Annotated in this window: 18 protein-coding genes and 3 tRNA genes; 5 read left to right on the top strand and 16 right to left on the bottom strand. The window is 54.2% G+C overall.

All coding sequences use genetic code 11. The features are described 5' to 3' along the window. Positions 1–98 precede the first annotated feature (98 nt). From ACLJRH_RS14190 to nnr, 10 genes are all read right to left on the bottom strand, one after another. On the bottom strand, positions 99–296 hold the full coding sequence (locus ACLJRH_RS14190; protein ID WP_001089290.1) for a DUF2065 domain-containing protein: 198 nt from the start codon (positions 294–296) through the stop codon (positions 99–101). A 78-nt stretch (positions 297–374) separates the two neighbouring features. After that, entirely contained in the window at positions 375–1379 is a 1005-nt protein-coding gene (hflC, locus tag ACLJRH_RS14185; protein ID WP_001232417.1) for a protease modulator HflC, read from the bottom strand. Positions 1380–1381: 2 nt separating this feature from the next. Continuing rightward, the gene (gene hflK, locus ACLJRH_RS14180; protein WP_000312505.1) at positions 1382–2641 is read right to left on the bottom strand and encodes an FtsH protease activity modulator HflK; all 1260 of its coding nucleotides are present in this window, start codon (positions 2639–2641) and stop codon (positions 1382–1384) included. Positions 2642–2855: 214 nt separating this feature from the next. Continuing rightward, on the bottom strand, positions 2856–4136 hold the full coding sequence (gene hflX, locus ACLJRH_RS14175) for a ribosome rescue GTPase HflX (RefSeq protein ID WP_000460338.1): 1281 nt from the start codon (positions 4134–4136) through the stop codon (positions 2856–2858). A 71-nt stretch (positions 4137–4207) separates the two neighbouring features. Next, complete coding sequence (hfq, locus tag ACLJRH_RS14170; protein ID WP_001051875.1) at positions 4208–4516, bottom strand: RNA chaperone Hfq; 309 nt, start codon at positions 4514–4516, stop codon at positions 4208–4210. Positions 4517–4598: 82 nt separating this feature from the next. Continuing rightward, complete coding sequence (gene miaA, locus ACLJRH_RS14165) at positions 4599–5549, bottom strand: tRNA (adenosine(37)-N6)-dimethylallyltransferase MiaA (RefSeq protein WP_001000734.1); 951 nt, start codon at positions 5547–5549, stop codon at positions 4599–4601. Continuing rightward, the gene (mutL, locus tag ACLJRH_RS14160; protein WP_001122562.1) at positions 5542–7398 is read right to left on the bottom strand and encodes a DNA mismatch repair endonuclease MutL; all 1857 of its coding nucleotides are present in this window, start codon (positions 7396–7398) and stop codon (positions 5542–5544) included. Before mutL ends, miaA begins: the two co-directional genes overlap by 8 nt. A gap of 9 nt (positions 7399–7407) precedes the next feature. After that, the gene (gene amiB / locus ACLJRH_RS14155; RefSeq protein WP_000640362.1) at positions 7408–8727 is read right to left on the bottom strand and encodes an N-acetylmuramoyl-L-alanine amidase AmiB; all 1320 of its coding nucleotides are present in this window, start codon (positions 8725–8727) and stop codon (positions 7408–7410) included. Positions 8728–8743: 16 nt separating this feature from the next. After that, positions 8744–9205, bottom strand: a complete 462-nt coding sequence (tsaE, locus tag ACLJRH_RS14150) for a tRNA (adenosine(37)-N6)-threonylcarbamoyltransferase complex ATPase subunit type 1 TsaE (RefSeq protein ID WP_000981984.1) — start codon at positions 9203–9205, stop codon at positions 8744–8746. After that, a complete protein-coding gene (nnr, locus tag ACLJRH_RS14145) occupies positions 9177–10724 on the bottom strand; it encodes a bifunctional ADP-dependent NAD(P)H-hydrate dehydratase/NAD(P)H-hydrate epimerase (RefSeq protein WP_000968674.1) in 1548 nt (515 codons plus the stop codon). The genes tsaE and nnr overlap by 29 nt, the downstream gene beginning before the upstream one ends. Here nnr and queG point away from each other — a divergent pair. Beyond that, entirely contained in the window at positions 10723–11862 is a 1140-nt protein-coding gene (gene queG / locus ACLJRH_RS14140; protein ID WP_001670426.1) for a tRNA epoxyqueuosine(34) reductase QueG, read from the top strand. The two genes, nnr and queG, sit on opposite strands and share 2 nt — an antisense overlap. Positions 11863–12131: 269 nt before the next feature. Here the strand turns inward: queG and ACLJRH_RS14135 are convergent. The 3 genes from ACLJRH_RS14135 to ACLJRH_RS14125 all read right to left on the bottom strand — a co-directional run bounded on the left by ACLJRH_RS14135 (position 12132) and on the right by ACLJRH_RS14125 (position 12669). Next, positions 12132–12207: transfer RNA gene (locus ACLJRH_RS14135), tRNA-Gly, on the bottom strand. Between the two features lie 155 nt (positions 12208–12362). Next, a tRNA-Gly gene (locus ACLJRH_RS14130) sits at positions 12363–12438 on the bottom strand. A gap of 155 nt (positions 12439–12593) precedes the next feature. Then, positions 12594–12669 (bottom strand) — tRNA-Gly (locus tag ACLJRH_RS14125). 275 nt (positions 12670–12944) lie between these two features. Between ACLJRH_RS14125 and ACLJRH_RS14120 the strand changes: the two genes are divergently transcribed. Continuing rightward, positions 12945–13685, top strand: coding sequence for an arginine ABC transporter substrate-binding protein (locus ACLJRH_RS14120; RefSeq protein WP_001527435.1), 741 nt, complete (start codon positions 12945–12947; stop codon positions 13683–13685). A gap of 61 nt (positions 13686–13746) precedes the next feature. On the opposite strand, the gene orn is transcribed toward ACLJRH_RS14120, so the two are convergent. After that, the gene (gene orn, locus ACLJRH_RS14115) at positions 13747–14292 is read right to left on the bottom strand and encodes an oligoribonuclease (protein WP_001271546.1); all 546 of its coding nucleotides are present in this window, start codon (positions 14290–14292) and stop codon (positions 13747–13749) included. A 106-nt stretch (positions 14293–14398) separates the two neighbouring features. On the opposite strand from orn, the gene rsgA reads away from it, so the two are divergent. From rsgA to mscM, 3 genes are all read left to right on the top strand, one after another. After that, positions 14399–15451: a small ribosomal subunit biogenesis GTPase RsgA gene (gene rsgA, locus ACLJRH_RS14110; RefSeq protein WP_000041988.1), complete on the top strand. Its 1053-nt coding sequence runs from the start codon at positions 14399–14401 to the stop codon at positions 15449–15451. Between the two features lie 91 nt (positions 15452–15542). Further along, positions 15543–16511, top strand: a complete 969-nt coding sequence (gene asd / locus ACLJRH_RS14105) for an archaetidylserine decarboxylase (RefSeq protein ID WP_000934949.1) — start codon at positions 15543–15545, stop codon at positions 16509–16511. An 18-nt stretch (positions 16512–16529) separates the two neighbouring features. Further along, positions 16530–19856, top strand: coding sequence for a miniconductance mechanosensitive channel MscM (mscM, locus tag ACLJRH_RS14100; RefSeq protein ID WP_001236755.1), 3327 nt, complete (start codon positions 16530–16532; stop codon positions 19854–19856). Between the two features lie 61 nt (positions 19857–19917). On the opposite strand, the gene yjeM is transcribed toward mscM, so the two are convergent. Both yjeM and epmA read right to left on the bottom strand, forming a co-directional pair. After that, the gene (gene yjeM, locus ACLJRH_RS14095; RefSeq protein ID WP_000149872.1) at positions 19918–21420 is read right to left on the bottom strand and encodes a glutamate/gamma-aminobutyrate family transporter YjeM; all 1503 of its coding nucleotides are present in this window, start codon (positions 21418–21420) and stop codon (positions 19918–19920) included. 225 nt (positions 21421–21645) lie between these two features. Next, on the bottom strand, positions 21646–22623 hold the full coding sequence (epmA, locus tag ACLJRH_RS14090; RefSeq protein WP_000004797.1) for an elongation factor P--(R)-beta-lysine ligase: 978 nt from the start codon (positions 22621–22623) through the stop codon (positions 21646–21648). Positions 22624–22734 lie beyond the last annotated feature (111 nt).

Genomic DNA, 22734 nt, shown 5'->3' with positions numbered 1-22734 from the left:
CAAAATCACCGTTTGCTTAAAAATGGATTCTACCATCGCTTTTTCAGATATACAGCACTTTTTGCACTCAATCTGCGGCAAATCCGACCACTTTTTGTTCAGCCAATCGTTTTCCTCAACATGTAGTAGACCACAACTCCCGCGACCACAAGTCCGCCGCCAAAACGACGTAAAACATTTTCCGGCAGTTGCGCCAGTGCCGAAACCATTTTTTTCCATGCGCCGGGATACAGCATCGGTCCCAGCCCTTCGAGGACTAATACCAGAGCAAGCGCCAACCAGATTGTTGAATTCATTTATCGCCCTTATAAAAGAAAACCACCGGCATCCTTTGGATGCGGTGGTTTTGCTGGTCTAAAACCGCTGACGCTATTTTAGCGTGTCGTCGAACTCGGTGTCTTCATGTAGCGGAAGAAATCGCTGTCCGGGCTCAGTACCATCACGTCCTGATTACCTTCGAAGCTCTTCTCGTAAGCGCGCAGACTACGAATGAACGCGTAGAAATCAGGGTCCTGACTGAACGCGTCGGCAAACAGCTTCGCGGCTTCAGCATCACCTTCACCACGCATGATACGCCCCTGACGCTCGGCTTCCGCCAGAGTTTTCGTCACCTCATAGTCAGCAGCCGCACGCAGTTTTTCCGCTTCTTCCTGACCTTGTGAGCGATGACGACGCGCGACCGCTTCACGCTCGGCGCGCATACGGTTGTAAATCGCCTCAGAAACCTCGGTCGGCAGGTTGATCTGCTTAATACGCACATCGACCACTTCGATACCCAACGCCGCCATACTGTTCGGGTTGATGACCGGTACTTTACCTTTGGTTTCCGCCGTGACGCGTTCCGCCGCTTCGGCAATCGCGTCATCCGCCGCCGGGGTCGCCACTTCATCATCGGTACCGGCTGAACCGGAGTTCAGCGCGTCGCGCACTTCCAGAGTCAGACGACCACGAGAATCGGTCACGATGTCTTTTACGTCCAGGCGACCAATCTCAGAACGCAAACGGTCCGAGAATTTACGTTTTAACAGCACTTCGGCTTGCGAAATATCGCCGCCGCCGGTCGCCAGATAGTAACGGCTAAAGTCGCTGATACGCCATTTGATGTAGGAGTCGACAATCAGGTCTTTCTTCTCTTTAGTCACAAAGCGATCGGCCTGGTTATCCATCGTCTGGATACGCGCATCAAGCATTTTCACTGATTCAATAAACGGGATCTTAAAGTGCAGACCCGGCGCGTAAACCAGCGGTTTGTTCTCATCGTCACGCAGAACTTTACCAAAACGCAGCGTAATGCCGCGCTCGCCCTCTTTGACCACAAAGACGGACATGTAGAGCACTACCAGCACGATGATGATAATCGCAATAACTGACTTACGCATCGTTATTCCCCCTGACGCTGGTAGTCGTTACGCTGCGCATTCGCGCGGCGTTGGTCCATAATATCGCCCTGATTTGAGGACGACGTGTTGCTTGCTCCGCTGGCGTTAGACTTTGTGGACGGCGGCAGGCGCAGCAGGTTGCTGGCGCTATTGTCGCTCTTTGCCGCCGGCGCATTCCCGCCTTTCAGCATCTGATCTAACGGCAGCACCATTAAATTACCGCTCTTGTCGTTAACCAGTACTTTACGGGTATGGCTCAGCACTTTTTCCATCGTTTCAATATACAGACGCTCGCGTGTAATCTGCGGCGCGGCTTTATATTCCGGCAAAATCTTCGCAAACCGGGCGACTTCCCCCTGTGCTTCCAGGATAGTCTGGGTTTTATAGGCGCGTGCCTCTTCCAGAATACGCTGCGCCTGACCGTTGGCGCGCGGCTGAACTTCGTTGGTATACGCTTCCGCTTCACGAATGTACTGCTGCTCGTTTTCACGTGCGGCAATCGCGTCGTCAAAGGCGGCTTTCACCTCTTCCGGCGGACGCGCAGCCTGGAAGTTCACGTCCAGCAGGGTAATCCCCATGTTGTACGGTTTGATAGTCTCTTCCAGCTCGCGTTGGGTATCGCTACGAATAACGGTACGACCTTCGGTCAGGATGCGATCCATCGTGTATTTACCAATGACGCCACGCAGCGCGCTGTCGGTGGCCTGACGCAGGCTATCGTCCGGGCTGGTCACGCTAAACAGATATTTCTGCGGATCGGTGACGCGGTATTGCACGTTCATTTCAACGCGCACGACGTTTTCATCAGACGTCAGCATCACGCCTGACGCCGCCAGTTCGCGCACCGCTTCGACGTTCACCGGCGTGACGTCGTCAATAAATGTCGGCTTCCAGTTCAGACCTGGCTCTACCAGATGGCTGAATTTACCAAAACGCGTCACAACGCCGCGCTCGGCTTCTTTAATGGTATAAAAACCGCTGGCCGCCCAGATAATGACTACTGCCGCCGCGGCGATGGCGACAATACGGCCTCCCAGTTGCGGACGCGGGCCTTGCGATGAGCTACCGCCGCCGGAACCGGTGCCTTTACCGCCCCCAAAACCACCGAGTTTTTTACTCAGCTTACGGAAGATATCATCCAGATCGGGAGGTCCCTGATCGCGGCCACCTTTGTTTCCATTTCCCCCAGAGTTGCTGCCAGGTTTGCTGCTTCCCCACGGGTCGCGGTCCTGTCCGTTATTACCGGGCTGATTCCACGCCATGTTTGTGCTCCATATTTGTTATGCGGTGATCCCCGTTGTCTTTCGACCTCAGAGGATAAGGCGAAATTACTCCATGCTTCAGACGAACCGCCGTTACAGACATCATCTTTCAGACTGCGTCCTGAGTGGCGGCTTTTTTACCCCAGGTCACTTCGTTGTGAGCTCCTGAAATTCTCTCAGCTACCGCTTCAATACGACCTGAATGACTTCGCGTCTAGATCACGTATTCGATCAACGCCGGTTCTTGTTTACAGAGGCGACGCCAGTCGACAATCGGCATTCGTACCTGCAGACTGACGCTACCGTCTTCCTCCATCCACTCTTTTTCTATTGCCTGAAGCTGATAAAACCGGCTTCTCAGACGCCCTTCCTGCGGCGGCAAACGCAGCGTATGCTGCGCCACCTCGCCGGAAAGACGCTCCGTCAAAGCCTGAAAAAGCTGTGGTATTCCCACGCCGCTTTGCGCTGAAAGCCAAACGCGGATGGGTTTATTCTCTTCATCTCTGTCGATACGCGGTTCAAAGTCGTCCAGCATATCGATTTTGTTCATCACCATTAAGGTGGGGATTTCGTGAGCGTCAATCTCTTCAAGAACGGTGTTTACCGCCTCGATGTTTTCCTGCACACGAACATCCGCCGCATCGACCACATGCAGCAGCAGCGTCGCCTGACGCGTCTCCTGCAGGGTAGCTTTAAAGGCAGCCACCAGATCGTGCGGTAAATGGCGGATAAAGCCTACCGTATCCGCCAGAACGGTTTCACCGACATCCGCTACATCAATACGACGTAACGTGGGGTCCAGCGTCGCAAATAGCTGATCTGCCGCATAGACCCGCGCTTCAGTGATCTGATTAAAAAGGGTGGATTTTCCGGCGTTGGTATAGCCCACCAGCGATACCGTCGGAACGTCGGCCTTGATGCGCGACTGCCGCCCCTGCTCACGTTGCTTCTCAACTTTCTCCAGGCGCGACTGAATCTGCACAATGCGATTACGCAGTAAACGACGGTCGGTTTCGAGCTGGGTTTCACCCGGACCGCGCAAACCAATCCCGCCTTTCTGACGTTCAAGGTGGGTCCAGCCACGCACCAGACGCGTAGCCAGATGGCGTAGCTGCGCCAGCTCAACCTGCAACTTACCTTCATGGGTACGCGCACGTTGGGCAAAAATATCTAAGATAAGACCGGTGCGATCGATAACCCGGCACTCGCACAAACGCTCCAGGTTTCGCTCCTGGGCTGGACTCAATGCATGATCAAACAATACGACCGCTGCGCCAGTCGCTTTCACGGCTTCCGCAATTTCAACTGCCTTACCTTCACCTACAAAGTACTTCGGGTGCGGTGCTTTACGGCTACCGGTAATCACCTGCATTGCTTCGACACCGGCGGAAGAGACCAGAGATTCAAACTCCTGGAGGTCTTCCATATCTTTGTCTTGCGAAAAATAGATGTGTACCAGTACCGCCTGCTCACCGGCATCATAACGGTCAAACAAGCGTAAACCCTCTTAATAACCAGCGGGGGCGATTATCCGACGCCCCCGACATGGATAAACAGCGCGTGAACTTATTCAGTCTCTTCGCTGTCCTGTTGCGCAGTAGAACCCTGCGCGTTGCTACCGTGATGGTAGTTATTGCTGGCGCCGCCACCGGCATTGTTGCTGTGATGGGAAACCGGGCGAGACGGGACAACAGTAGAAATCGCGTGCTTATAAACCATCTGGCTGACCGTGTTCTTCAACAGGATCACGAACTGATCAAAGGACTCGATTTGACCTTGCAGCTTAATACCATTCACCAAATAAATAGAAACTGGAACACGTTCCCGACGCAATGCGTTCAGGAACGGATCTTGTAAAGATTGCCCCTTAGCCATTCTCTTTTCCTTATATGCTTATTTGTACTTTGAACCTTTCGATTCTGAAAAATTGCGCACGATACGTCTCAATTGTACACATTCAGTCTGCGATAGCACCAACAACCTGTAATACTTCTTTTCGCGCCCGATCGGGATTCTCACTGTCAAGCCAGCGCACCCCTTCCCAACCGCGCAACCAGGTCATCTGGCGCTTCGCCAACTGTCTCGTGGCGCAAACACCTCTATAAACCATTTCATCATATGAGATTTCGCCCTCAATGTATGACCACATCTGGCGGTATCCCACACAACGGATGGAAGGCAAGTCCGTATGCAAATCTCCTCGGGCAAAAAGCGCCCGGACTTCTGCTTCAAAACCTGAAGCCAACATCTGATGAAAACGCAGTTCAATGCGCTGATGGAGCAGTTCACGGCTCGCCGGGGCGATAGCGAACTGATGCACCTGGTACGGTAGCGCGTCTCCTGACGTTTGCGTTAGCTCCGTTAAAGTTTTACCCGAAATGAAAAAAACTTCCAGTGCCCGGGAAAGTCTTTGCGGATCATTTGGATGAATTCGCGCGGCGGCAACCGGATCTATCTCCTGAAGTTGCTGATGCAACGCCTCCCATCCAAGCTCCGCTGCTTGCTGCTCTATCCGGGATCTGACTTCCGGATCTGCTGAAGGCAGCGGCGATAACCCTTCCAGCAATGCCTTAAAATACAGCATGGTACCGCCCACTAACAGCGGGATACGCCCCGCAGCGGTGATCTCCGCCATTTGCGCTAACGCGTCGCGGCGAAAATCCGCCGCCGAATACGCCTGCGACGGGTCGCGTATATCTAACAGTCGATGCGGCGCCGCTTTCAGCTCATCGGCATTCGGCTTAGCCGTGCCAATATCCATTCCCCGATAAATGAGGGCGGAATCAACGCTTATCAACTCTACTGGCAAAACTTTACGCAGTTCTATCGCCAGCGCCGTTTTGCCGGAGGCCGTCGGCCCCATCAAAAATATCGCCTTAGGCAGGCTCGCCTTGCTTACATCATTCATGCTTCAGGGCGTTCATCGCCGAATGTAAATCAACAGGTTGTAACAGGCCACCCGGCGGCGCTTTTACCAGCTGCGGACATAGCCGCTCAACATCCGCCAGCAGCGATATGGCCTGCGCCATTGACCACTGCGGATGTTCGCTCTGCACATTACGCGCTATCCATTGTGCAATATTGACCGTTGCAAATGTGGTCTGTTGCGCCAGGTAGCCTATCAGTTCAGGAATCAAGATTTGTAAATTTTGTTGTCGTAAGGGTAAAGGCACCGCCCGAATGGTCACATGCTGCGCATCTGACTGAAATTCAATACCCAACTCTCCCAACAAAGATTGGGCTTGTTGCAGTGCGGCTTTTTCATCGGCGCTCACTTTTAAACGCAGCGGAATCAGCAACGGCTGCGCGCAAACCGGACTTTGACCCGGTGTAAGCTGCGCCTGACGCAGCCAACGCTCCGCAACCGGCAGCGACAAGAGCTGGATAGTCCCCGCGTGTTCCAGCAACGCGCAGTCACCGCCGACTATCGTCAGTACGCGACCAAAACTCTGGCTATGTCCGTCAAGCGCAGGCGCAACCGGCTCCGGCGCGGGGCTCGTCGTCGGCGTCTGTAAAAGCGCGCGATAAACCTCGCCCTGCTGCTTCTGATAACCTGGCTGCGCGTGCGGCCAACTACCTGCGGACTGACGCCCGCCGTTGCCGCCCGATGCGCCGCCGGAATAACGCGGTGTCGCGGACTCGCGCGCCGCAGTTGGCTCGGCGGGTACAGCAAAATGGTTGCGCCCGGCGGCGATACGGTTTTCCGGGACATGCCGCGGCGCTGGCGCAATCTCCTCCAGCGGCAGCGTCGTTTCCGTCTGCTGTTGCAGAACGCTCAGCACCCCTTGATAGATGAAGTCGTGCACCAGCCGGGATTGATGAAAACGCACTTCGTGCTTGGCGGGATGAACATTGACATCCACCTGATGCGGGTCAATCTCCAGATACAACACAAACGCAGGCTGTTGGTCCGCGCCCAGTTTATCTTCACAGGCCTGGCGAATGGCATGGTTGATCAAGCGGTCGCGCATCATGCGGCCATTCACATAGCAGTACTGGATCTCCGTTAACGCCGTGGTGGTGTGATTCGGATCGGCGACCCAGCCGCGCAGGGTCAGATCGCCATGCTGCCACTCGATCGCCAGTGCCTGTTCGAGAAACGGCGTCCCGCAGATGGCGCCTAACCGGCGCTCTTTTTGCCCGTCCTTTGCGACAGCGCGATACTGCCGTACCAATTTGCCGTTGTGCGACAGGTTAAGCGTGACGTCAAAACGGGCCAATGCAATACGACGGATGATCTCATCAATGTGATTAAATTCCGTTTTTTCGGTACGCATGAATTTGCGCCGGGCGGGCGTATTATAAAAGAGATCCAGAACTTCCAGGGTGGTGCCGACCGGGTGCGCGGCGGGTTTTACCGTTACGTCCATGTCACGCCCTTCCGCATACGCCTGCCAGGCTTCCGCCTGCTCCGCCGTGCGCGACGTTAGCGTCAAACGCGAGACCGAACTGATACTGGCCAGCGCTTCGCCGCGAAATCCCAGACTGATAATCGCTTCCAGATCGTCAAGCGAGGCGATCTTACTGGTGGCATGACGGGCCAGCGCCAGCGCCAGCTCCTCTTTTTTAATGCCGCAGCCATTGTCGCGAATACGAATAAGCTTCGCGCCGCCACGCTCGATGTCGATATCAACGCGGGTGGCGCCTGCATCCAGACTATTCTCTACCAGCTCTTTAACAACCGACGCAGGGCGTTCCACCACTTCGCCAGCGGCGATTTGGTTCGCAAGCTGCGGCGGCAGAACCTGAATCGGCATGAAATCTCCTTAATTCGCGGCGGTTATGGCGCCAGGCTGGTTGGTACTGGCCGTCTGGCCTGGGCCGCCCTGCGGCGCAGACTGGATCGGATGCGCTGCAAAGTACTTACGCAACCCCCGGTATATAGCGTCAGCAATCTGCTGCTGATAGCGGTCGCTCGCCAGCAATCGCTCTTCGCCGTGATTACTGATAAAGCCCGTCTCCACCAAAATGGACGGGATATCCGGCGAACGCAACACGCCCAGGCTCGCGTGTTCCGGGCGACGTTTATGCAGCGACCCCACACCATCCAGTTGGCTTAGCACGTTCGTCGCCACATCATACCCTACCCGCTGCGAATGACCGAATTGCAAATCCAGTACCGCCTGGCTCAGGTAAGGGTCTGACTGACTGTTCGCCAGCACATCGCCAGCGCCGCCTAACAGTTCGGATTGCTTCTCATGCTGCTCAAGCCAGTTTGCCATTTCGCTATTCGCGCGACGATTGGACAATACCCAGACGGAGGCGCCGGTGGCGTCGCGATTTGGCGCGGCATCCGCATGAATAGAGACAAGGAAGTTGGCGTTTTGCTTACGCGCCACGTCAGACCGCCCCATCACCGAAATAAAATAGTCGCCGTCACGCGTCAGCACGCCTTTAAACATCGGATCGTTATTCAGCAATGTGCGTAACTTACGCGCGATGGCGATGGTGACATTTTTCTCGCGCGTACCGCCCGGGCCTATCGCACCGGGGTCCTGGCCTCCATGTCCGGCATCAATAGCAATCACCACTTTATCGCCAGCGCCTGCCGACGCGCGCGCCGCAGGCCGCGTAACGGTATTGCTGCTGGTTACGCCGGTCAGGCGATCATCAGAAGATTTAAACGGATTACGGGCCGGCTCCGTCGGGCGGGGCGCGCTTTCAACCCGTTTCGCGACGACAGGCGGCGGTGGCGGCGGAACATCGGCATTAATGGTGAAAATGACCGTATAGTTGCCGCCGTTTTGCCGCTTCACAGCCTCGGTTTTACCATTTTCCGTCAGATCGACAAGCAACCGTAAAGATTGCGCATCTTTCGGCGTTCCGGCACGGATCGTTTTCACCAGATTGTTACCGCTAAACTGAAGCGGCAGCCCCTGAATCACGCCGGTCTGCCTGATATCCAGCGCCACGGTACGTTTACCGTCCTGTGAGTAAGCATATTCCGGCTCGCCGATAAAACTCAGCGTAATGCGCGCCTGCTGCTCGCCGTTGGACACCTGAATATCAGAGAGACTGGCGGCGCCCGCCTGCGCGCACAGCAGGATTAAGGCTGCTATTACGGCATTTTTGATGCGATAAATCATCCCGCCACCTTTATAGCTAATCGGCTAAACGCGCCAGTAACGAATGACCCGATGAGGATACCGCGCTTACGCGAGCCTCACGCCCCTGCGCCTGGTAATCAATATGGATTTCGACGTCCGGGTCGGGGAGAACGCCTTTACCTTGTTGCGGCCACTCCACCAGACAAATGGCGTCGTTGGCGAAATAATCGCGAATGCCCATAAACTCCAGCTCCTCCGGGTCCGCAAGACGGTACAAGTCGAAGTGATATACCATCATGTTATCAAGCGCATAAGGCTCTACCAGCGTATAGGTGGGGCTTTTTACATTACCGTTATGGCCTAACGCCTGTAAAAATCCCCGGCTAAACGTCGTTTTACCGGCACCTAAATCGCCATACAGATAAATAACGGTCGCGCCATCACAGGCGTTGGCTACCCGTTGCCCCAGGTCTAGCGTCGCCTGTTCGTCAGGTAGCGGAATTACTCGATTCATCATGGTTTACGTCAATCACATCAGGGTTAACAATACGCCGCAGCGTAGTAAAAAGATCGGTCGCCAACATGCCGCGAGCGCCATAACGCGCTGCCAGTAAGTCCGCCGCCGCGCCGTGAGCCACACATCCCACACATGCCGCATCATACGGGGTAAACTTCTGTCCGAGCAATGCGCCGATGATGCCGGACAGGACATCGCCCATCCCGCCGCTCGCCATCCCCGCATTACCAGCGTCAATGATAGCCAGAGGGTGGTGTTCAGCGGCGATAATCGTTCCTGCGCCTTTTAACACGACCACGCCTCCGTACCGTTTTACCAGACGCTGTGCTGAAAGTAAGCGATCACTTTCAATTTCTGCCACAGAACATCCTAACAGGCGGGCCGCCTCTCCCGGATGCGGCGTAATCACGCGATTGTGACGTTTATCAGGATTGATTGCCAGTAGGTTCAACGCATCCGCATCCCACAGCATAGGTTTACGGACGTTTTCTACTTTCTGTAAGGCTTTTTTGCCCCATTCCTGCTGCCCAAGCCCCGGGCCGATCACCACAACGTCAGCCCAGGCCAGGCTCTCTTCCAGCGACTGAGGCGTGAGTTCATGTACCATCAGTTCCGGGCGGGCCGTCAGCAACGGCGCGATGTTTTCACCGCGGGTCAGTACTCTGACCAAGCCAGCTCCCGTACGCAGCGCCGCCTCGCCAGCCATCCGAATTGCGCCCGCTGTTCCCTGGTCGCCGCCGATAATCGCCAGACGACCATGATCGCCCTTATGCGAGGTCGGTCGACGCGGCGTTAGCCATTGCCCCAACTGCGTCGCGTCAAAACGCCGGAGCGGCGGCGTCTGGCTCGCCAGCCAGCCTTCCAGTCCCAACGCGTCATAATGCAATATGCCGGTAACGTCACGCGCTTTGCCGGTCAGCAGGCCTGGTTTCAGGGCGATAAACGTGACCGTATGCGCGGCGCTTATCACCGCGCCAGGCGTGGCGCCCGTTTGCGCCAGCAGACCTGACGGGATATCGACGGCGACAACCGGCGCAGGATGAGCGTTCGCCTGTTCAATCAGACCGGCTACCGGGTCGCGCGGCGCCTGGGCTATGCCGGTGCCAAGCAGCGCGTCGATAATCAGATCCGTCGCTTCCGGCCAGATAATATCGGCAGCATGGATAATGCCGCCGGCATTCAGCCAGGCATCGCGCGCCTGCGCCGCTTCTTCAGGCAACGGTTTGTCGCTCTCCTGCGCCAGCAACGTTACGCTAATGCCCGCCGCTTGCGCTAGTCGCGCCACAACGTAACCATCGCCGCCGTTGTTGCCATGACCACACAACACCAGCCAGTGTCGGGTGTCAGGATAACTGTCACGGGCTACCCGAAATGCCGCGTCGCCAGCGCGCAGCATCAATTCATAGAGTGTGAGTCCGAAGGCATCCGCCGCATCGCGTTCCAGCCGTTTGATGTCATCGGCGGGCCAAATGGAGTGTGGTATACTTACAGGGTTTTTCTTCATGTTATGGTCCATCATGTCAAAGCCCCTCGATCTCAATCAGTTAGCGCAAAATATTAAGCAGTGGGGGCTGGAGCTGGGCTTTCAGCAGGTCGGTATTACTGATACCGATCTGCGCGCATCCGAACCTGCGCTGCAGGCGTGGCTGGACAAACAATACCACGGCGAGATGGCATGGATGGCGCGCCACGGTATGATGCGCGCCCGGCCTCATGAACTCTTACCCGGTACGCTACGTGTCATCAGCGTGCGCATGAACTATCTGCCCGCCAACGCCGCGTTTGCCAGTACGTTGAAGGATCCCACGCTGGGCTACGTTAGCCGATATGCGCTGGGGCGTGATTATCACAAGCTATTACGCAGCCGCCTTAAAAAACTGGGCGAGCAGATCCAGCAGTACTGCGGTTCGCTGAATTTTAGACCGTTTGTCGACTCTGCGCCTATTCTTGAACGCCCATTAGCGGAAAAAGCCGGACTTGGCTGGACGGGTAAGCACTCACTTATCCTTAATCGGGAGGCGGGCTCATTCTTTTTCCTGGGGGAACTGCTGATTGATTTACCGCTTCCGGTCGACCAGCCGGTCGAGGAAGGTTGCGGAAAATGCGTCGCCTGTATGACCATTTGCCCGACCGGGGCGATTGTCGAACCGTATACGGTGGACGCGCGGCGCTGTATTTCTTATCTCACCATTGAGCTGGAAGGCGCTATTCCGGAAGCATTTCGTCCACTGATAGGCAACCGTATTTACGGCTGCGATGACTGCCAGCTTATCTGTCCGTGGAATCGTTACTCTCAGTTGACCGACGAGGCAGATTTTAGCCCACGCAAGGCGCTGCATAACCCAGATTTGCTTGAGTTGTTTAGCTGGAGCGAAGCGCAGTTTCTGAAAGTCACTGAAGGTTCTGCGATTCGGCGCATTGGCCATTTACGCTGGCTGCGCAATGTTGCCGTCGCGCTGGGGAATGCGCCGTGGAGTAATGCCGTCATTACGGCGCTGGAAAGCCGCAAGGGTGAGCATCCACTTCTTGATGAGCATATCGAATGGGCGATTGCGCAACAAATTGAAAAGCGCAACGCCTGCATCATTGAAGTGCAGCTACCGAAAAAACAGCGTCTGGTCAGGGTGATTGAAAAAGGGCTGGTGCGCGATGCCTGAATTATTCACAGGCTGTGTATAAAAATAAAAACACATTGCGATTCAAGAGGGAAAAAAGGAACAGACAATAACGCTAACGTTTTGAAATCTTATTTTTTCTATACTTTTCAGTAAAGTATAGAAATTCTACGCGTCAGGTATGATTTTTTGCATTCCAGGAGTAATGGGCCGTCCTGTGGATAAGTCTGTTTACAAGGATCTGACGAAAGCGGAACAAAACGTGCCCCAACGCGATATTCGTTGTGGATAATTTCACTGTAGATAAGAATTGGAGCGGGAAACGAGACTCGAACTCGCGACCCCGACCTTGGCAAGGTCGTGCTCTACCAACTGAGCTATTCCCGCATAATCTTCGTCTTTCGAACCGCTACTGCGTTGGCTGCCTTCACTCGCCTGAGTCACTTACTTCAGTAAGCTCCTGAGGACTCATTCAGTTGCCGCCTTGTCGCAATTCGAAATCCTGCGATTGGTGGTCTGTACTTAACAAGTACTTTCAAATTTGGAGCGGGAAACGAGACTCGAACTCGCGACCCCGACCTTGGCAAGGTCGTGCTCTACCAACTGAGCTATTCCCGCATAATCTTCGTCTTTCGAACCGCTACTGCGTTGGCTGCCTTCACTCGCCTGAGTCACTTACTTCAGTAAGCTCCTGAGGACTCATTCAGTTGCCGCCTTGTCGCAATTCGAAATCCTGCGATTGGTGGTCTGTACTTAACAAGTACTTTCAAATTTGGAGCGGGAAACGAGACTCGAACTCGCGACCCCGACCTTGGCAAGGTCGTGCTCTACCAACTGAGCTATTCCCGCAAATTTGTTGCTGTCGTAATTCGCATTTCTGCGTCGTTACGGGAGGCGCATTATACGAGAAATCCATTTAGCTGCAAGCCCCTGAACGCATTTTTTCGCGATTTTTGTTTGAATGCTGATTAAATCACCAAACAAGACAAAAAACGAGCAAAGCGTGCGCTATGCAACAAAAAACTTTTCACGCCACGCCTAAAGGCACAGAATCAGAATAGCACCCTGCGCCAAAAAAAGAATAGCACGGTGACCACAACATCCAATTGATATCAGGGATCAAGATGAAAAAAAAACTTATTGTCATGCTGTTAGCCAGCCTCTCCGTTCACGCCGCTTCCGTTTCCGCCAGAACATTACATTTTGGCACCTCCGCCACCTATGCGCCCTATGAGTTTGTCGATGCCGATAATAAAATTGTTGGTTTCGATATTGATGTCGCCAACGCGGTCTGCAAAGAGATGCAAGCGGAGTGCTCATTCACTAACCAGAGCTTTGATAGTCTGATCCCCGGCCTACGCTTCAAAAAGTTTGATGCGGTGATCGCCGGTATGGATATGACGCCCAAACGTGAGCAGCAGGTCTCCTTTAGCCAACCCTATTACGAAGGTTTATCGGCGGTAGTCGTCACGCGTAAAGGGGCTTATCACACTTTTGCCGATCTGAAAGGCAAAAAAGTCGGTCTGGAAAACGGTACAACGCATCAGCGCTATTTGCAGGATAAACAACAAGCCATCACGCCTGTCGCCTATGACAGCTATCTAAACGCCTTTACCGATCTGAAAAACAACCGTCTTGAGGGCGTGTTTGGCGATGTCGCCGCGATTGGTAAGTGGCTAAAAAACAATCCGGATTATGCCATCATGGATGAACGCGCCAACGATCCTGACTACTACGGAAAAGGGTTAGGCATTGCGGTACGCAAAGGCAACGACGCGCTATTGCAAGAAATTAATGCCGCGCTCGACAAGGTGAAAGCGTCGCCGGAATATGCGCAAATGCAAGAGAAATGGTTTACGCAGTAATTCAGTGGCGGGAGAGCTGCCGGATGAGACGCTCTGGCGTTGCCATCCGGCATGTTACGCCTCACAGCTTAATGAAATGCTCGCGGTAGTAAGCCAGCTCCGCCACCGACTCGCGAATATCATCCATCGCCTGGTGCGTGCCCTGCTTGGTAAAGCCGGCCAGAATCTCCGGCTTCCAGCGGCGCGCCAGTTCCTTGAGCGTACTGACATCCAGATAGCGATAGTGGAAGTAAGCCTCCAGTTCCGGCATATATTTAAACAGAAAACGACGATCCTGACCGATACTGTTACCGCAAATCGGCGACTTACCCGCAGGCACCCACGTTTTCAGAAATTCAATCGTCGCCAGTTCAGCGTCTCGTTCGCCCATCGTACTTGCCTTAACGCGATCTACCAGACCGCTGCCGGTATGGGTGCGCACGTTCCAGTCATCCATTAACGCCAGTTGCGCATCGGATTGATGTACCGCAATCGTCGGCCCTTCCGCCAGAATATTCAGGCTGGCATCCGTTACCAGCGTGGCTATCTCAATAATGCGATCGCGCTCGGGGTCCAGACCTGTCATCTCCAGATCGATCCAAATCAGGTTGTTTTCATCGGCACTCATGCTATTTTCCACCCTTCAGAGGTCACATTCACTGTGACTATATTCATCTACAATTGCGTGTATCATAGATGTTTTGCCCACTATGGGCGACCAGGAGCCAGTACGATTGAGCAAAAATAAACTCTCCAAAGGCCAGCAGCGCCGTGTGAACGCCAATCACCAGCGTCGTTTAAAAACGTCCGTGGAGAAAGCCGACTACGATGACAACCTGTTTGGCGAGCCTGCAGAAGGCATCGTCATTAGCCGTTTTGGTATGCATGCCGATGTGGAGTCTGCTGACGGCGAGGTTCACCGTTGCAATATCCGCCGCACTATCCGTTCGCTGGTGACGGGCGATCGCGTCGTCTGGCGTCCGGGCAAAGCCGCCGCAGAGGGCGTCAACGTAAAAGGCATCGTTGAAGCGGTGCATGAGCGCACCTCGGTATTGACGCGCCCGGACTTCTACGACGGCGTGAAGCCTATTGCCGCCAACATTGACCAAATCGTTATCGTCTCCGCGATTTTGCCGGAGCTGTCGCTGAATATCATCGATCGCTATCTGGTCGGCTGTGAAACCCTACAGGTTGAGCCGCTTATCGTACTCAATAAAATTGATCTGCTGGACGACGAAGGTATGGACTTCGTTAATGAGCAGATGGATATCTACCGCAATATCGGCTATCGCGTGTTGATGGTCTCCAGCCATACGCAGGATGGTCTGAAACCGCTGGAAGAGGCGTTAACCGGTCGCATCAGTATTTTTGCCGGGCAGTCCGGCGTCGGAAAATCCAGTCTGCTAAACGCTCTGCTCGGCTTACAGAACGAGATTCTGACGAACGATGTGTCGAATGTCTCCGGTCTGGGTCAACATACCACTACCGCTGCTCGTCTGTATCATTTCCCGCATGGCGGCGATGTCATTGATTCCCCCGGCGTGCGCGAGTTCGGCTTATGGCATCTGGAGCCGGAACAAATCACCCAGGGCTTTGTCGAATTTCATGACTATTTGGGACATTGCAAATACCGGGACTGCAAGCATGACGCCGATCCAGGCTGCGCCATTCGCGAAGCGGTAGAGAACGGCGCTATTGCGGAAACCCGTTTCGAAAATTATCACCGAATTCTTGAAAGTATGGCGCAGGTAAAAACGCGTAAAAACTTTTCTGATACGGACGACTGACAGATACGCTAGGCGTCGTTAGAATCGTCCCCTTTTTTCAGGATACCGGTATAACTGCCGGTTCAGGAACAACAATGGCCTGGAGGCTACCTTGTTAAACTCATTTAAACTTTCGCTACAATACATTCTGCCGAAACTATGGCTCACTCGCCTGGCGGGCTGGGGCGCAAGCAAACGAGCAGGATGGCTGACAAAACTGGTTATCGATCTCTTCGTAAAGTATTACAAAGTTGATATGACCGAGGCGCAAAAACCGGATACCGCCAGCTATCGTACGTTCAATGATTTCTTTGTTCGTCCGCTGCGTGATGACGTGCGTCCGCTCAATACCGATCCTAACATCCTGGTTATGCCTGCCGACGGCGTGATAAGCCAGTTAGGTCGTATCGAAGAAGATAAAATTTTGCAGGCCAAAGGCCATAATTACAGCCTTGAAGCGTTGCTGGCGGGTAACTACCTGATGGCGGATAAGTTTCGCAACGGCACGTTTGTGACCACTTACCTCTCCCCTCGCGACTACCATCGCGTGCATATGCCATGCAACGGCATCCTGCGTGAAATGATCTACGTACCGGGCGATCTGTTCTCCGTTAACCATCTGACCGCGCAAAACGTCCCCAACCTGTTTGCCCGCAACGAGCGCGTTATCTGTCTGTTTGATACCGAGTTCGGTCCTATGGCGCAGATTCTGGTCGGCGCAACTATTGTCGGCAGTATCGAAACCGTCTGGGCGGGGACCATTACCCCGCCGCGCGAAGGCATCATCAAGCGCTGGACCTGGCCAGAAGGCGAACATGAAGGGTCTGTCGCCTTGTTGAAAGGCCAGGAGATGGGGCGCTTTAAACTGGGTTCCACGGTCATCAACTTATTTGCGCCGGGGAAAGTGAATCTGATCGCGTCGCTGGCAAGCCTGTCCGTTACCAAAATTGGCCAACCGCTGGCGACGTCGACCGAAACATTCGTCGCGCCGGAGGTAGAACCTGCTCCGCTGCCGGCAGAAGAAATTAAAGCCGAACACGACGCCAGCCCGCTGGTTGACAATAAAAAAGACGACACCTAATCAAGAGAGAATGCTGACGTGCGCCTGATTATCGCTTTTCTGATGGCCTGGTGCCTCAGCACGGGGGCGTTCGCCGCAACGGCCCCCGACGCCAAACAAATCACGCAGGAACTGGAGCAGGCAAAAGCGGCGAAGCCCGCTCAGCCGGAAGCCGTTGAGGCGCTCCAGACTGCTTTAAACGCGCTTGAAGAGCGAAAAGGCTCGCTTGAGCGCGCGAAACAATATCAACACGTTATTGATAATTTCCCTAAGCTATCCGCCACCTTGCGCGCCCAGTTGAATAATCTGCGCGATGAGCCTCGCAGCGTACCGCCAGAGATGTCCACCGAAGCGTTAAATCAGGAGATCTTGCAGGTTAGCAGCCAGCTACTGGATAAAACCCGCGAGGCGCAACAGGAGCAGGAGCGCGTCAGGGAGATCGCCGACTCGCTCAGCCAGCTTCCCCAACAGCAAAACGATGCCCGCCGCCAGCTTAATGAGATTGAGCGACGGCTCGGCGCCGCAGGCGGAAGTGCCGCGCTTAGCCAGGCGCAAAGTCTCAGTATGCAGGCGGAGTCCGCCAAACTAAAAGCGTTAGTCGACGAACTGGAGTTGGCGCAACTGTCCGCCAACAACCGGCAGGAACTGGCTCGTCTGCGTTCCGAGCTGGCGGAAAAACAGAGTCAGCAACTGGATGCGTATCTTCAGGCGCTGCGCAATCAGCTCAATAGCCTGCGTCAACGTGAAGCGGAACGCGCGCTGGAAAGCACTGAGCTGCTGGCGGAAAACAGCGCCGGTTTGCCGGAAGGCATCGTCGAACAATTTAAAGTCAACCGCGAGCTGTCACAGGCGCTCAATCAACAAGCGCAGCGGATGGATCTGGTCGCCTCGCAGCAGCGACAGGCCACCAGCCAAACGTTACAGGTGCGCCAGGCGCTCAATACGCTGCGGGAGCAGTCGCAATGGCTTGGCGTGTCCAACATGCTTGGCGAAGCGCTGCGCGCGCAGGTCGCCCGTCTGCCAGAGATGCCTAAGCCGCAGCAGCTTGATACGGAAATGGCGCAGCTACGCGTCCACCGTATGCGCTATGAAGAGTTACTCAATAAGCAGCCGCAGCTACGGCAAATACGTCAGGCCAATGGACAGCCGCTGACCGCCGAGCAAAACCAGATCCTTGACGCCCAGCTTCGCACTCAGCGCGAGCTGCTCAACTCTTTGTTACAGGGCGGCGACACGCTGATCCTGGAGCTGACCAAACTGAAAGTCTCCAACAGCCAACTGGAGGATGCGCTTAAAGAGGTTAATGAAGCGACCCACCGTTATCTGTTCTGGACCGCTGACGTTAGCCCGCTATCGCTCTCCTGGCCTGTTGATTTGGTTCAGGATTTACGCCGGCTTATCTCATTAGATACGTTTAATCAGTTAGGTAAAGCCAGCATCATGATGCTGACCAGCAAAGAGACGCTACTGCCGTTATTCGGCGCGCTGGCGCTGGTCGGGTTTAGCCTCTATTCACGCCAACACTTCAACCGGTTCCTTGAGCGCTCGGCCTCGCGCGTCGGGAAAGTCACCCAGGATCACTTCTCGCTGACGCTGCGAACGGTGTTCTGGTCGATTCTGGTCGCCTCGCCGCTGCCGGTCTTGTGGGCGACGCTCGGCTATGGTCTACAGGAAGCCTGGCCGTATCCGCTGGCCGTCGCCATCGGCGATGGCGTGACGGCGACAGTACCGCTGTTGTGGGTAGTCATGATTTGCGCCGCGTTTGCCCGCCCTAATGGCCTGTTTGTGGCGCATTTTGGCTGGCCGCGAAACCGGGTAGCGAAAGCGATGCGCTACTACCTGATGAGCATTGGGCTGATCGTGCCGCTCATCATGGCAGTGATCATGTTTGATAATCTTAACGATCGGGAGTTTTCCGGCTCGTTGGGCCGCCTTTGCTTCATCCTGATATGCGGCGCGCTGGCGCTGGTCACGCTGAGTCTGAAAAAAGCGGGCATCCCGCTCTATCTTGATAAAGAAGGCAACGGCGACAACATGGTCAACAGCCTGCTGTGGAATATGTTGATGGGCGCGCCGCTTATCGCGATTCTGGCAGCGGCAGTGGGTTATCTGGCCACGGCGCAGGCGCTACTGGCGAGACTGGAAACCTCGGTCGCCATCTGGTTCCTGTTGCTGGTCATTTATCACGTCATTCGCCGCTGGATGCTGATCCAACGACGCCGACTGGCTTTTGACCGCGCCAAACATCGTCGGGCGGAAATGCTGGCGCAGCGCGCGCGCGGCGAAGAAGAACCGGCGCATTCCTCCAGCCTGGAAGGCGCGGTCGACATCGATGAAAGTGAAATCGATCTTGACGCTATTAGCGCTCAGTCGCTGCGTCTGGTCCGCTCAATTCTGATGCTTATCGCCCTACTATCGGTAATTGTACTGTGGTCGGAAATTCACTCGGCATTCGGCTTCCTGGAGAATATTTCGCTGTGGGATGTCACCTCTACGGTGCAAGGCGTGGAAAGCCTGGAGCCGATTACCCTCGGGGCGGTGCTCATTGCGATTCTGGTCTTTATCATAACCACGCAGTTGGTGCGTAATCTGCCTGCGCTGCTGGAACTGGCGTTATTACAGCATCTCGATTTAACGCCTGGTACCGGTTACGCCATCACGACCATCACCAAATATTTGTTAATGCTGATTGGCGGGCTGGTCGGTTTCTCGATGATCGGCATTGAGTGGTCGAAGCTACAATGGCTGGTGGCCGCGCTCGGCGTTGGGCTTGGTTTTGGCCTGCAAGAAATTTTCGCTAACTTTATCTCCGGCCTGATTATTTTGTTTGAAAAGCCGATTCGTATCGGCGATACGGTGACCATTCGCGATCTCACCGGCAGCGTGACCAAAATCAATACCCGCGCCACCACCATCAGCGACTGGGATCGTAAAGAGATTATCGTGCCGAATAAAGCCTTTATCACCGAACAGTTTATCAACTGGTCGCTGTCTGACTCCGTTACGCGCGTGGTGTTAACCATCCCGGCGCCAGCGGATGCCAATAGCGAAGAGGTGACGCAAATTCTGCTGACGGCGGCGCAGCGCTGTTCTTTGGTGCTGGACAACCCGCCGCCTGAAATCTTTCTGGTGGATCTCCAGCAGGGTATTCAAATTTTCGAACTGCGTATCTATGCCGCGGAAATGGGACACCGTATGCCATTACGCCATGAGATCCACCAATTGATTCTGGCGGGCTTCCGCGAGCACGGTATTGATATGCCGTTCCCGCCGTTCCAGATGCGTCTGGAGAGTCTCGGCGGTAAACAAACGGGGAGAACGTTAACGTCAGCGGGTAAAACCAGCCGCCCGGCGGGCAGTTTGTAGCGCATGATCCAGGCAAGAAATGCCGGATGCGACCCGTCGGGTCTTATCCGGCATACGGCCTTTACTCCGCCGCCCACTCCGGATCGGCGCTCATGCGGCTGCTGTAATTCTGATAAATCGCCATCGCCAGCAGCGAGAAAAAGATCGGGCCGCCGATCATCCACAAGGCGCTGTCCCAGTCCCCAGCTTCAATCACCGGCTGGATGATGGTAAAGACGTTGGCAAACGTCACCACCAGCACCACAACACCCGTCGCGACCAGGGTAGAGGCTTTGGTTTTAAAGAGAACAAATGGCCGCTCCAGATCCTGACGCGCTTTAAAGAAGGGAAATGCCAGCGCAAGGAACAGGTATGGCAAGGTCATTGAGACGTTCGCCATCAGCGTGAGTTTGTTATAAAACGCCGATGCGGTGTCACCGCCAAAAGAGACCAGCAAAATAAACAGACTCACCAGCACGCACTGTAGCCACATAGCGGTCGCCGGCATACCGTTAGCGTTCAGTGTCGTCATCGGCGCGGGCCACAACGCTTTTGGCGTCCCCTGAATAATGGCTTTCAGCGGTGAATAGCTCAACGTAAAAAACGCGCCGGTATAAGCCAGAAACATAGAAAGGCCGGTGATACGCGCAAACCAGACGCCCACCGTCATCGCTGCGTCCGGAGAAAGGTTTAACGCGTTACCTAATGTCGTGCCTAAACTCGACATCAGAATGTAGGTGATATTCCCTAAGTTAACGGCGCTATTACTTAATATCTGTTGCCAGTTAGTGCTGACGCCCCATAAAAAGATCGCCAAAGAATAACCAATTGAAATCACAATAGCCGCGAAAACAATACCTTTCGCAAAATTCTTTTCCGGTTTCTCGGTTTTATCCACCAGTCCGCCGACAGCCTCAATACCGCCGTAAGCAAAAATAGCAAATACCACAAATGACAACATTGCCAGGCCGGAGTGATAACCCGGATTCGGTGACGAGGTAAAATTAATTTCTTGTGCAAAATGCCCACCATTTAATAACAAAATAGCGACACTCACTAACAATAAAACTAAATTAAGACACATTACGGCAATACCTCCGACCGCCGTAATTCGCGCAATTTTATTGATCCCTCTGGCGGCGACACACGTCACCAGAATCATCCAGCCGACGGCGAGCAGCCCGACAACCTGCGTAGGCTCAAGCCCTGCAATACGCCAGTGCTGCGTCATATCGGCGCCAAAAACAAAAGTAGAAAACGGTACCCAAATTTTTGCCGCCGTACTTACCATCCATATGACATACGATGAAAACCACATAAACGTGCCAATAAACGCGTAACGTGGCCCCACGCTATTATTCATCCACGAATAGATCCCGCCCTCTTCTTTGCGATAAGCGGAACCCATTTCAGCCATCATTAAGGCGAATGGAATAAAAAACAGCAAGGCAGAAAATATATACCACGGGATTGCGCTATACCCCATTAAATAAAACGCCGACGGGCTATTCGCAAAACCAAAAACAGAAGTAAAAATCATCAGGATAAGCCCAATAAGGCTCATCTTTTTTATCGTGTGGGTCATTCAACCATCCCTTACGCTCGAGCGCGTTTGCCAGACGCCGCTCACCGATTGACGCCGCCTTCTTTTTTACAAAGGTCAGCGATAAAAAAATCAACACAGGATTGATACCTAAATGGTATCAAAGTTCCAGCCTTATGTTGTGGCAAACAGAGGATAATTGAAAAAATATGCTACAAAATGGCGCTTATTGCGCCATTTTATCTCGCGAAAGAGTGAATTTCAGATTTACGCCCGATCGACCGTAAAAGCAATCACGTCCGCCAGACTTTCTGCTCCCAGCGCCAGCATCACCAGACGATCAACACCCAGCGCCACGCCGGAACAATCCGGTAGACCGGCGGCCAGCGCATCCAGTAGATTTTGGTCAATCGGCTGCTGCGGCAGACCGCGCGCGGCGCGCTTACGATTGTCCTGTTCAAAGCGCTGTTGTTGCTCACGTGCGTCCGTCAGTTCGTGGAAACCATTCGCCAGCTCAATACCTTTGTAGTACACCTCAAAGCGCTCGGCGACGCGATGATCCTCGGTACTGATTTGTGCCAGCGATGCCTGACTTGCCGGAAAGTGATAAATAAAGGTCGGCTTTTCTTTACCTATATGCGGCTCAACCCCCATCGTGAACAGCAGTTGCAGCAACGTATCACGGTCTTCTTCCGTATCAGCGATATTGCTTAAATCAAGCTTTGCCGCCGCCTCACGCAGTTGCGTTTTATCTGCTGATAACGGGTCAATCTCCAGATGGCGCTGAAACGCCTGTTGATAGGAGAGACTTTCCGCAGGTTGACAATCCAGCACTTGCTGAAGCAAATCATCCACTTCATTCATCAGGCGGTACATATCGTAATGCGGGCGATACCACTCCAGCATAGTGAATTCCGGATTATGATGTCGTCCCATCTCTTCATTACGGAAACTGCGGCATAGCTGGAAAACCGGGCCGCACCCTGCCGCCAGCAGGCGTTTCATATGGTATTCCGGACTGGTCATTAAATAGAGGTTCATCCCCTGGGAATGGCCAGGTCCGACGAAACGCGTTTCGAACGGGAACAGATGAATGTCTGTGACCGTCGCCTGACTCATGCAGGGCGTCTCAACCTCAAGCACTCCACGATCGGCAAAGAAACGACGGATTTCCGCCATAATCGCCGCACGTTTTAATAAATTGGGGATGGACGCGCTCGGCTGCCAGGTTGCCGTTTCGCTCATGATTCTTTCTCCAGTTTAAGACAAGGTCACGAAGTCTACTCGCAACGCGCGGGCGAAACAAATTTTGCGCAGGCGTATCGGGTGCCTTCTGGAGGGTAAAAAAAGTGATTT

The sequence above is a fragment of the Salmonella sp. SAL04162 genome, assembly GCF_046551535.1.
GTDB lineage: Bacteria > Pseudomonadota > Gammaproteobacteria > Enterobacterales > Enterobacteriaceae > Salmonella > Salmonella enterica.
Note: the sequence above shows the minus strand (reverse complement) of the source record. Positions and strands in the feature narration are given on the sequence as shown.